The following is an 11,243-nucleotide window of genomic DNA, read 5'->3' on the forward strand; positions in this document are numbered from 1 at the left end:
AGAGCACACATGGGCGGCACGGTTCACGTCATCGATCACCCGCTGGTCGAGCACAAACTCACCTTGATGCGTCAGAAAGAGACCTCTACCAACGATTTTCGACGCCTCCTCGACGAGATCTCGACTCTGATGGCCTACGACGTCCTCGCCGACATCCCGATGCACGAGATCAAGGTCGAGACGCCGATGGAGGTGACGACCGGCCGGGTGATCGACGGCAAGAAGCTCGTCTTCGCGTCGATCCTGCGGGCAGGGACGTCGATCGCGGACGGCATGTTGAGCGTGGTGCCCGGCGCACGCATCGGTCACATCGGGCTGTATCGAGATCCGAAGACGCACATCGCCGTCGAGTACTACTTCAAGATGCCCAAGGAACTCGCCGAACGCGACGTCGTCATCGTCGATCCCCTCCTCGCGACAGGCCACTCGGCGGTCGCGGCGGTCGACCGGCTGAAGGAGTATCAGCCACGCTCGATCCGATTCGTGTGCCTCCTCACCTGTCCCGAGGGACTCGCCGCGCTCCACGACGCACACCCCGACGTCCCCGTGTACACGGCTGCCGTCGACCGTGAGCTCAACGACGACGGCTACATCCTTCCCGGGCTCGGCGACGCCGGCGACCGGATCTTCGGAACCCAGTAGGCACAACCCACCCGCCGTAGGGTGCCCGCCGGGCGGCGCACTGCGTTGGGGAGAATAACCGCATGCAGGCTTCCGCGATAGGTGCGTCGCTCGAGCGCCACCAGGTCGCTGTGTACCTGTGCGCGTTCGCCCTCGGTGGCCTCGTCGGGCTGGCGTTGCCGCAGACCAGCGGTGCCGCAGAGTATTTGGTGACGCCGGCGCTGGCGGCGCTGTTGTTCCTCACGTTTCTTCAAGTACCGGTGTCGGGATTGGCTACGGCGTGGCGGGACTGGCGCTTTCTTCTCGCGCTCGTCGCCGTGAACTTCGTGGCCGTCCCCGCGGTGGTCGCGCTGTTGACTCTGGTCATGCCCGACTCCGATCCCGTTCGCCTCGGGATGCTGATCGTGTTGCTCTGTCCGTGCGTCGACTACGTCATCGTGTTCAGCGGACTCGCGGGAGCGCGCAGCGACCGACTGCTGGCAGCGACCCCGCTGTTGCTGATCGCCCAATTCCTGTTGTTACCGGCCTATCTCGCGATTATCGGCGGCGGCGCCTCCCTCGGCGCAATCGACCCGGCGCCGTTCGTGTCAGCGTTCATCTTCCTGATCGTCATTCCGCTGCTGTGCGCCTGGGGCGTTCAGTTGTGGACACGCAACAGTTCGACACGCGAATCGCTGGTCCGTCGACTCGATGTGGCCATGGTCCCGATGATGGCGTTGGTTCTGGCGCTCGTCGCCGCGTCGCAGGTGGCGCGTCTGGGTTCAGACTTCTCGACGGTGGCAGGCGCGCTGTGGATCTACGTCGTGTTCCTCATGGTGATGCCGTTGATCGGATGGGCGGTAGGACGACTCCTCGGTCTCGACACCGGATCGACGCGCGCCGTCGCATTCTCCGGCGCGACACGAAACTCGTTGGTGGTCTTACCCCTTGCCCTGTCGCTGAACGAGGGGGCCGACCTCGCGGCCACCGCAGTGGTGGCGCAAACGGCCGTCGAACTGGTCGGGATGGTGGTGTTCGTGCAACTCATCCCGCGGATGATCCGCGACCGCTGACCCGCCCTCGCTATTTGTGCGGCACGTCGGCGGAAAGCCCGCCGTCCATGACGAATTCGGCGCCCGTCGCATACGACGACTCGTCACTGGCGAGGAAGACCACAAAGGTCGACACCTCGCTCGAATCCGCTGCACGGCCGAGAGGCACCTTGACCATGTCCTCGGGCAGACCCTCAGTCATCGGCGTCCTGATGAGGCCGGGATGGATCGAGTTGACCCTCACATTGTGTGGCGCGAGTTCGAGAGCGGCCGACTTCGCCAGGCCACGAACACCCCACTTCGACGCGACGTAACCGTGCGCCCACGGACTTCCACGGAGCCCCTCCACAGACGACACGTTGATGATCGATCCGCCGCCGGCAGCGATCATCGGATCCGCTACCGACTGGATTCCGAGGAAGGTGCCCGTCAGGTTGACATCGATGATCTGCTTCCACTTGTCGAGGCGAAACTTCTGGACCGTCGACCCGTTGACGATGCCAGCGTTGTTCACCAGAACGTTGACCTTGCCGAAGTCGTCGACCGCCGCGGCGACCGCCGCCTGCCAGTCCTCCGGTGACGTGACGTCGAGGTGCACGTAGCGTGCCGAGTCTCCGATCGCGGCGGCGAGCGCTTTGCCCTCGTCGTCGAGAATGTCGCCGATCACGACCTTCCCACCCTCTGCGACGAGTGCCCTCGCGTGCTCCGCACCCATGCCGCGGGCACCGCCGGTAATGATCGCAACCTTGCCGTCAACACGTCCCATGGCGACACACGGTACCTGCTCGGAGGCCAAATGAGAACACGTTCTACCTATCTGCGTCGTTCCGTGTTCTACTCATATGGACATCAGTCCGGACAGATGTTCACCCCTGCCTGACTTTCACCACTGACAGAGGTTCACACAGCGAGGAGGCATCGGCACATGACGATCAGGGTGGCTCTCGTCGGCACCGGAAACGCGGGCAGACTCGCGCTGACCCAACTCATCGACGACGACCGGTTCGATCTCGTCGGTGTCTGCGTCAACAACCCGGACAAGGTAGGCGTCGACGCCGGAATCCTGGCAGGAGGTGACAGCGCCACCGGCGTCGTGGCCGTCGGCGATCTGGAGTCGATCATCGAAGGTTCACCGGACGTCGTCGTCTACTGCGCCATGGGCGACACACGCCCGATCGAAGCGTTCAACGACATTCTCGCGATCGTCTCGGCGGGCATCGACGTCGTCGGCTCGGCGCCCGGCGGACTGCAGTATCCCTGGGGCGTCATGCCGGACAAGGCGATCGCCAAACTCGAGAAAGCCGCCCACGACAACGACGCGAGCGTGTTCATCACCGGCGTCGATCCCGGATTCGCCAACGACCTCATCCCGTTCGTCTTCGCGGGTACCTGTCAGCGGATCGAGCAGGTCCGGTGCATGGAGATCGCCGACTACGCGACCTACGACGGCGCCGAGGTCATGTTCGACGTGATGGGTTTCGGCAAGCCGCTCGACGAGACGCCCATGCTTTTCCTCCCCGGAATCCTCGGGCTCGCGTGGGGCACGACGATGCAGATCCTCGCCGCCGGACTCGGCATCACCATCGACGAGGTCGTCGAGCACCACGAAAGTGAGCCCGCACCAGAGGAATTCGAGATCGCGGCGGGGGTGGTGGAGAAAGGTACCCGAGCCGCCGTGCGTTTCGAGATCATCGGGATGTCCGCTGGGCGCGAAGCCGTCGTGATCGAACACGTCACGCGGCTACGCGACGATCTGCGGCCCGACTGGGCGCGGCCGTCACAACCGGGCGGGTGCTATCGCGTCGAGATCGTCGGCGAACCGTCGTACCGCGTCGACATCATGCCGACGAGCGCGAAGGGCGACCACAACCACGCCGCGATCGTGGCCGCCATGGGACGGATCGTGAACGCGATCCCGGCCGTCCACGACGCCCCCGCAGGTATCCGCACAACACTCGATCTCCCACTGGTGACCGGTAACGGCGTGTTCGCCACAGGCGCCCCGACCGGCGAGGATGGCCTCCGGTAAGTTGACCCCCATGAGCGAGCAGACCGTCAGTGACCGTGAATGGAAGGCCTTCGAGGTCGATGTGGCCGACCAGGTCGCCGAAGTCCGTCTCACCGGCCCCGGCAAGGGCAATGCGATGGGACCCGACTTCTGGCGCGAACTTCCCGACATCATCGAAGGCCTCGACGCCGACGATGAGGTTCGCGCAATCATCATCACCGGGTCGGGAAAGAACTTTTCCTACGGACTCGACATTCCCGCGATGTCAGGATCGCTTGGCCCGGTTTTGGCCGACAATGCAAAAGCCAAGCCGCGCATGGATTTTCATGACACCATCATCTACATGCAGCGTGCGATCAACGCCGTTGCCGACTCTCGTACTCCGGTCATCGCGTCGATCAGCGGTTGGTGCATCGGCGGTGGAGTCGACCTGATCACCGCGGCAGACATCCGCTATGCGAGTGCCGATGCCAAGTTCAGCGTCCGCGAGGTGCGCGTCGGCATGGTCGCCGACATGGGCAGCCTCGCCCGACTGCCCGCGATCATCGGCGACGGCCACATGCGTGAGCTGGCGCTGACCGGCAAGGACATCGACGCGCAGCGGGCTGCCGCGATCGGCCTGATCAACGAGGTCACAGAAACCCCCGAAGAGTCTCTCGCTCTCGCACGCACGACGGCCGCGCAGATCGCCGCTAATCCTCCGCTCGTGGTCAAGGGCGTCAAAGCCGTTCTCGATCACACCCGTTCGGCGGCGGTTGCCGACAACCTCCGCTACGTGGCTGTTTGGAATGCGGCGTTCCTGCCCAGTAACGACCTCACCGAGGCGGTCGCGTCGATCTTCGAGAAGCGCGACCCGAACTTCACCGGCTCCTGACGTCGGACCTCACCGGTCACTGACTCGTGGTCCGGTCTTCTCGTTCGTCGGTGACGAGCGAGAAGACCGGAATCTTTCTGTCCGTGCGCTTTTCATACAGATCGAAGTTCGGCCAAGTCGCACGCAGTACCTGCCAGGCCTGTGCGCGCTCGTCGCCGTCGAGCTCGCGCACCGTCGCCTCCGATGTCAGCCCCGCGTGACGCACCTTGACCGTGTCCGTCGCGCGCAGGTTGAAGACCCACTGCGGCATATCCGGCCCGCCGAAATACGAACCCGCGATCAACCAGCCCGCATCGGTGGGGGCCGCGAGCAGCGCGGTGGCGCGCTCGACACCGCTACGGCGTCCGCGCACGATCACCGTGATGTGCGGGAGGCCCGCGATATCGAGTAAGCCGTAGCGCTGACGCGTGAGCACCGCAATCGCCTTGTCGCACTTCACGATCTGCGGCAGATACTTCGGCATCCATGGGATGGAACCGACCTTGATCGCAAGCGGAGTCAACAGGCCCATGTGGTCAGTGTTCCATGCGACCATTTCGCGGCCCGATTCCACCACACCGAATGCCTCCTACGCACCGTGCCAAGGTCGCACCGTGCCAAGGTCGCGCCGTGTCAAGGCGGATGTGCACAGCTGTGGAAGCGGCTCTGATCGTCTCGTCCGATCGGGACGACGATGACACGCATGAACCACGACAACGCTTCTGACCGCATCTCCGACGCACCCGACAGCGAGCCCATTCCCGACATCAAGACCGCGAAGCTGCCGTTCGACAGCACCGAGGCGCTGCGCCAGCGGTGGCGCGCCCTCATGGGACCGCTCGGCTTCAGCGAACCTTGTCTCTGGATCGCCTTCATCGACGATGCTCGCCTGGTCCCCGGGGCTCTGCCGCGCATGACATTGCCGACCGTGCCCGACGCGCATCTGATCGACACCCTCATCACCCAACTCCGCACGGTTACTGACGACGGGCATCTGTCGCTGGCGTTCCTGCTCACACGGCCTGGCAGGGACGGGATCACCGCGCGCGATCTCGGATGGTGCCGTCTCCTCGTGAGTGCCGCGCAACGCTTCGGCGTGCCCATTCTTCCGATCCACCGAGCCAACGACGTTGCACTCCTGACCATCCCGATCCCCGTCGAACGCGCGGCATGAGCGGGTAGTTTCGGACCGGGAGGTGCCATGACAACCGGACCGGACACACGTCGAGTCAGCATCGACGGAGGGCAGAGCGGCTCACGCGTCCGCCTCGCCATCGACGGCACGACGACGGACCGCGACGACGGGCCGATCTTCACGTCGCGACCGGTTGTGGAGCAAGTCGCCGAGATCGCACGGCGAGCGCTCGCCGACGCGCCGGTTCGCGCGACGACCCTTACCGCGGGGGTATCAGGGCTGACCCCCGATCAGTCACGTCCCGAGCGACTGCTGGCACTGACTGCCGATCTCGGCGTCGATTCGGTGTTCCTGGTTCATGACTCGGTGTCTGCGTATCTCGGCGCCAACGGATTCGACCATGGAGTCGTCACCGCGGTCGGGACCGGGGTGGTGACGTTGGGCGTGGGAGACCTCGGTACGGCGCGGATCGACGGGTGGGGTCACCTTCTCGGTGACGCGGGCAGCGCCTACTGGATCGGACGCGCCGGACTCGACGCGGCGCTGCGTTCGTTCGACGGACGCAGCGGCGCCACCTCGCTGGAACGCGCGGCGGTCGACGAGTTCGGTGAGCTACCTGAGCTGTACATGCGACTGCAGGGAGCGCCGGACCATGTCGCGTCGATCGCGGGATTTGCCCGGATCGTCGGGCGGGAAGCCGATAGCGGCGACGGAATCGCCGTGGACATTCTTCGCCACGCAGCCACAGAGCTGGCCACGTCGGTGATCGCGGCGCTACGCCGCACCGGGTGGCACGAGGGCGATGCATCTCGCGTGAGCTGGATGGGGGCGGTCCTCACCCGCAACGACATGCTGCGAGAGCATCTGCGCGACGAGATCAGCACGCGCGCACAGGGAGCCGTCGTCCAGGCGCCGCTGGGCACGTCGCTCGACGGCGTCGAAAAGGTCGCCGATACGCCGCCGGGGCACCCACTCGACATCGAGATCTACAGAGCAGGCTGATGGCTGGGCGCGACGTCCCCGTCGCGCCCAGCCATCAGGTGGTCGCCTGCACCTCGTCAGCGAGACGCGGTGAAGGTGGGCTGGGCAGCCGCGAGGTCGACAGAGCCACTGAGGTAGTCGCTGTCGGTGTAGCTTCCCGGGCCGGACGAGGTCGACATGTACGTAGCGGGCCACTCCACACTGCCGTATACCTTCACGCTGGTGGGAGTCTCGTAATCCGGGCTGAGCCTCAGTTCATTGATGTCGGTCGGCTTGGTCCAGCGAACGCTTCCCGGGACGACCGACTGATACAGCGACTGCGAACATCCCGGCTTGTCCTTCGACGCGTCGGCCTGCGTCGAACCCGCGCAGTTCGTGAAGTACGTGTCGAGGGCCGTCGCCACGGCCTTGGTTCCCTGATCGCTCAACTCGACTTTGAGGGAGTTGTACGACGCGTATGTCGGCCCCAGCGGGAAGTCGCCGGAGTTATCGGCCTTGACCGAGAAGTTCGGGTTGGCCGAACCCCACTCGACCGGCCCCGGGAACACGTAGACCTTGCTGTCCTTGCTGACGTCGACACCGAACGCGGTCAGTTGCGGCACGCGGGTGTCATCGACATCGATCGGGATGGTCCCATTGTCGACGGTCCACTTGCCGTCGGACTTCTTGAGCCTGAAATCGATGTCGGCGTTGCGATCTCCGAATTTGTACGTGGCTTTCACCGTGGCCATCGACGACAACGACGTCGACGGTTCGCGCACGTTGATGTCCGAGATCTTGGCGGTTGCCTGTTGCTTCTTCAGCACCTCGTCGGTGAGCAGTTTTTCCGACGGCGGTGTTCTGACGACGCTCAGCGCCTTCTTGGCGTCGCCGCTGGAGAGACCTTCGAGATAGGTCTGAACCGCGGCCTTTGGCGAACCGCCGGGACCCGAGTCGCCGGTGAACACGACGATCAGCGTCACCACGAGGGCGACGATCAGGACCAGGGCGCCGCCGCCGATTCCCAGAAGCAGAAAGAGCCGCTTGTTCTTCTGCTTCGGACGTTGCGGCGGCACTCCCCCGCCGCCCATCGCCGGCTGCGCACCCCACCCCGCACCGGGTTGCTGACCATATCCCTGAGGTTGGCCCGCCTGACCGTACTGGGGCTGACCGTATTGAGGCTGCTGGCCCGGGTTCGCGTCGTAACCCTGGTGCGGCTGACCGACATTCGCCGCCGGTTGGGCGGTGCCGGCCGGCGCCGACTGCCACTGCTCGTACCCGCCCTTGCCATACGCCGGCTGGGCGGCGTCGGCCTGGCCATACGTCGACTGCCCATAGTGCGACTCGCCATACGTCGACTGTCCGTACACCGGTTGCGCGGGACTCTGCTGCCCGTATGGCGCGTACCCGCCCGCCGACTTGCCGTCACTCGAGGTCGCATCACTCGCCCCGGGAGCACTCTGGGGCGTCGCTTTCTGGGGTGTCGCTTTCTGGGGCGTCGCACCCTGGGGCGTCGAATCGCCCGGCTGGAACGGATCGTGCGGATAACTCACGGCGGCATCTCCCCCTGTCGTCGCCGACGCGGCCAGCCTCTGTGGCTCGTTGCACTCGCTGTCGGACTCGTCGGAATCGGACCAACCTTAAACGAACGTGAACGACCTATGGCAGTCGGGTCAGACGGGTGAATGATCGTCAGTCGCTACCACCTGCAGGGGCTACGGAGGCGGTGAGCGTTCCCGTCAGCAGACGTGCGAAATCGGCGGGGTCGTCGAGCTCCCCGCCCTCGGCGATCAACGCCATCCCGTAGATGAGCTTGGCGGTAGGGGTCAGCCGCGAATGGTCGGTGTCGGCCTTGAATGCCGCGTTGAGACCGACGACCAGCGGATGATCGGCATTGAGTTCGAGGGCACGCTTGGTCTTGGGCAGTTCCTGACCCGACGCACGATAGAGGCGTTCGAGTTGCGGCGACATCGAGTAGGTGTCTCCGACGAGACACGCGGCCGACTCGGTGAGACGGTGCGAGAGTCGGGCTTCACTGATGTCGGCGTCAAGCGCCTCACCGAGCCAGGTGAGCAGTTCCTCGAACTCGGCATTGCGCGTATCGGTCGACTCGTCGGAAGTGCTTGTGTCACCGTCGAGTTCGTCGAGATCGACTTCGCCCTTGGCGATCGAACGGAACGGCTTTCCGTCGAATTCGACACCGCTCGAGACCCACATCTCGTCGACAGGGTCGTGCAGGAAGAGCACCTCGATGCCCTTGGCCCGGAACGCCTCCATATGCGGCGAGTTCTCGATCTGCTGACGGGATTCGCCGGTGAGGTAGTAGATCGACTTCTGTGCGTCGGACATCCGACCGACGTAATCGGCCAGCGATGTCAATTCGTCTGCGGCATGGCTGGTTTCGAATGCCGATGCCTTGAGAAGCGCATCACGATTGTCGCCGTCGTTGACCAGACCTTCTTTGAAGACGCGCCCGAAGTTATCCCAGAACGTCCGGTAGTCGTCGGGACGGGCGGCGCGCATCTCGTCGACGGTCGAGATCACCTTCTTGGTGAGTCGACGACGGATTGCTCTGATCTGTCGATCCTGCTGGAGGATCTCGCGGGACACGTTGAGCGAGAGATCCGCAGCGTCGACAACGCCCTTGACGAAGCGGAGATACTCGGGCATCAGCTCGTCGCAGTCGTCCATGATGAACACTCGTTTGACGTACAACTGCACTCCGCCGGTGCGTTCACGCATGAACAGATCGAACGGCGCCTGCGACGGGATGAACAGCAGCGCTTGATATTCGAACGTTCCCTCGGCCTTGAGGGTGATGATCTCGAGCGGATCGTCCCAGGCGTGCGCGACGTGGCGGTAGAACTCCTTGTACTCCTCGTCGGACACCTCGTCGCGCGAACGCGACCACAGCGCCTTCATCGAATTGATGGTTTCGGTTTCCGTGGTGGTCGTGGTGACCGGTTCGTCGCCGTCGTTCTCCGCGGGAGTGGTGGTCGTCTTCTCGACGTCCATCCGGATCGGCCACGCGATGAAATCGGAGTAACGCTTGACGAGTGCGCGAAGCTTCGTCTGGTCGGTGTAGTCGTAGAGGTGGTTCTCGGTGTCGGCCGGCTTGAGCGTCAGCGTCACCGACGTTCCCTGCGGTGCGTCGTCGACATCTGTGATGGTGTAGGTGCCGTCACCCGTTGACTCCCAACGGGTTCCGGTCTGCTCGCCTGCCTTGCGGGTGACGAGGGTGACCTTGTCGGCGACCATGAAGGTCGAATAGAAGCCGATGCCGAACTGTCCGATCAGCTCTTCGGTTGCCGCGGAATCCGACGCCTGCGCGAGCTTGGCCCGCAATTCAGCGGTGCCCGAGCGCGCAAGGGTGCCGATCAATTCGACGACCTCGTCGCGTGACATTCCGATGCCGTTGTCGCGAATGGTGAGGATGCGCTCGGCGCTGTCGTTCGAGCTCGGCTCGAGCGTGATGTGCAGATCGGAGGTGTCGACGTCGAGGTCCTTGTCGACGAGCGACTCCAGTCTGAGCTTGTCGAGCGCGTCGGATGCGTTCGAGATCAGCTCCCGAAGAAAGCTGTCCTTGTCGGAGTACACGGAGTGCACCATCAGGTCCAGTAGCTGACGGGTCTCTGCCTGGAATTCGCGGGTTTCCGACTGGGTGCTCATCATGTGCCTCCGGATCAGTACGACTGGGCGCGTTGTCTGCCGATTCGATGCCGTCGCGACCTCACGGGGTGCGACGTGCGCGACGTAAGAATTTTACCGACGCCGTGCGCAGTACCCTGAGGAGGGTCGGAGCACGGCGAACCTCACCGCGTTCGGACACAATCGACCCCAGCACCAACGACCGCAAGACCACCGAGCCTTGGAAAGCGAAGGATGTCGACACCGCGCATCATGCTCGTTCACGCACACCCCGACGACGAGTCGCTGTGGACCGGCGGCCTGATCGCCCGCGCGATCGCCGCAGGTGGCGAGGTCTCCGTGGTGATGTGCACGTGGACGTCGGGCACTCCACGGCATCGCGAGCTGCTCGACGCACTCGGCGAACTAGGCGTTCACGACGAACCGATACTGCTCGACTACGCCGACCTGAAGGTGCCGGAGTCCGCGCCCGGGCATCAACGGTTGACCGATGCGTCGTTCGACAGCGAGGTCGCCGAGTTGGCCGGCCACATCCGCCGTCTACGACCCGACGTTCTCGTCACCTACGACGCGTATGGGATCTACGGACACCCCGACCACATCAGGGCACACAGAATCACCTGTGCTGCCGCCGATGCTGCCGCCACCCCAACCCTGTACCGCGATGGCTTACCGGCCTGGCAGGTGCGTTCGCTGTACTTCGCGACCATCGCCGACTGGATGGTCGCCGAACTGGCGGACACACTCTTTCCGCTACTGCAGCCCGGCGACTTTCCCGGCGCGCCCACACATACGCTCGGGCTTCAACTCGATGTATCCGAGTGGATCGAACACAAGGTTCGCGCGATCGAGTCCCACAAGACCGAACTGGCACGACGATCCACCGTCTCTGCGCTGATGAGTCTGCCGCGCGCGCAACGTGATCTGGCCCTCGGCACCGAGTGCTTCCTGCGGCGCGACCTCACCGCAGACGGCTGCGACATCTGA

At 64.4% G+C, this 11,243-nt stretch carries 11 protein-coding genes; 7 read left to right on the forward strand and 4 right to left on the reverse strand.

Annotated elements, in window-relative coordinates:
• Positions 1-9 precede the first annotated feature (9 nt).
• Complete coding sequence (upp, locus tag A5785_RS16435; RefSeq protein ID WP_049700665.1) at positions 10-642, forward strand: uracil phosphoribosyltransferase; 633 nt, start codon at positions 10-12, stop codon at positions 640-642.
• A gap of 62 nt (positions 643-704) precedes the next feature.
• The gene (locus A5785_RS16440) at positions 705-1,673 is read left to right on the forward strand and encodes an arsenic resistance protein (protein WP_064867636.1); all 969 of its coding nucleotides are present in this window, start codon (positions 705-707) and stop codon (positions 1,671-1,673) included.
• A gap of 10 nt (positions 1,674-1,683) precedes the next feature.
• On the opposite strand, the gene A5785_RS16445 is transcribed toward A5785_RS16440, so the two are convergent.
• The gene (locus A5785_RS16445; RefSeq protein WP_049700667.1) at positions 1,684-2,418 is read right to left on the reverse strand and encodes a glucose 1-dehydrogenase; all 735 of its coding nucleotides are present in this window, start codon (positions 2,416-2,418) and stop codon (positions 1,684-1,686) included.
• A 159-nt stretch (positions 2,419-2,577) separates the two neighbouring features.
• On the opposite strand from A5785_RS16445, the gene A5785_RS16450 reads away from it, so the two are divergent.
• Together A5785_RS16450 and A5785_RS16455 are read left to right on the forward strand one after the other, a co-directional pair.
• Positions 2,578-3,681, forward strand: coding sequence for an NAD(P)H-dependent amine dehydrogenase family protein (locus A5785_RS16450; protein ID WP_064867638.1), 1,104 nt, complete (start codon positions 2,578-2,580; stop codon positions 3,679-3,681).
• Between the two features lie 10 nt (positions 3,682-3,691).
• Positions 3,692-4,534: a crotonase/enoyl-CoA hydratase family protein gene (locus A5785_RS16455; RefSeq protein WP_049700669.1), complete on the forward strand. Its 843-nt coding sequence runs from the start codon at positions 3,692-3,694 to the stop codon at positions 4,532-4,534.
• 16 nt (positions 4,535-4,550) lie between these two features.
• On the opposite strand, the gene A5785_RS16460 is transcribed toward A5785_RS16455, so the two are convergent.
• Entirely contained in the window at positions 4,551-5,045 is a 495-nt protein-coding gene (locus A5785_RS16460) for a nitroreductase family deazaflavin-dependent oxidoreductase (RefSeq protein WP_064867846.1), read from the reverse strand.
• Between the two features lie 171 nt (positions 5,046-5,216).
• Between A5785_RS16460 and A5785_RS16465 the strand changes: the two genes are divergently transcribed.
• Both A5785_RS16465 and A5785_RS16470 read left to right on the forward strand, forming a co-directional pair.
• Complete coding sequence (locus A5785_RS16465; protein WP_082938095.1) at positions 5,217-5,687, forward strand: hypothetical protein; 471 nt, start codon at positions 5,217-5,219, stop codon at positions 5,685-5,687.
• Positions 5,688-5,714: 27 nt separating this feature from the next.
• Positions 5,715-6,650 carry an N-acetylglucosamine kinase gene (locus A5785_RS16470; protein ID WP_064867642.1) on the forward strand — a complete coding sequence of 312 codons (936 nt, stop codon included), beginning with the start codon at positions 5,715-5,717 and terminating at the stop codon, positions 6,648-6,650.
• A gap of 56 nt (positions 6,651-6,706) precedes the next feature.
• Here A5785_RS16470 and A5785_RS23040 read toward each other — a convergent pair whose 3' ends face one another.
• On the reverse strand, positions 6,707-8,161 hold the full coding sequence (locus A5785_RS23040) for a DUF4878 domain-containing protein (protein WP_082938092.1): 1,455 nt from the start codon (positions 8,159-8,161) through the stop codon (positions 6,707-6,709).
• 139 nt (positions 8,162-8,300) lie between these two features.
• Positions 8,301-10,277, reverse strand: coding sequence for a molecular chaperone HtpG (htpG, locus tag A5785_RS16480; protein ID WP_064867850.1), 1,977 nt, complete (start codon positions 10,275-10,277; stop codon positions 8,301-8,303).
• 213 nt (positions 10,278-10,490) lie between these two features.
• On the opposite strand from htpG, the gene A5785_RS16485 reads away from it, so the two are divergent.
• The gene (locus tag A5785_RS16485) at positions 10,491-11,243 is read left to right on the forward strand and encodes a PIG-L family deacetylase (protein ID WP_064867643.1); all 753 of its coding nucleotides are present in this window, start codon (positions 10,491-10,493) and stop codon (positions 11,241-11,243) included.

Source organism: Gordonia sp. 852002-50395_SCH5434458 (assembly GCF_001665905.1).
In the GTDB taxonomy this organism is placed as follows: domain Bacteria; phylum Actinomycetota; class Actinomycetes; order Mycobacteriales; family Mycobacteriaceae; genus Gordonia; species Gordonia jacobaea.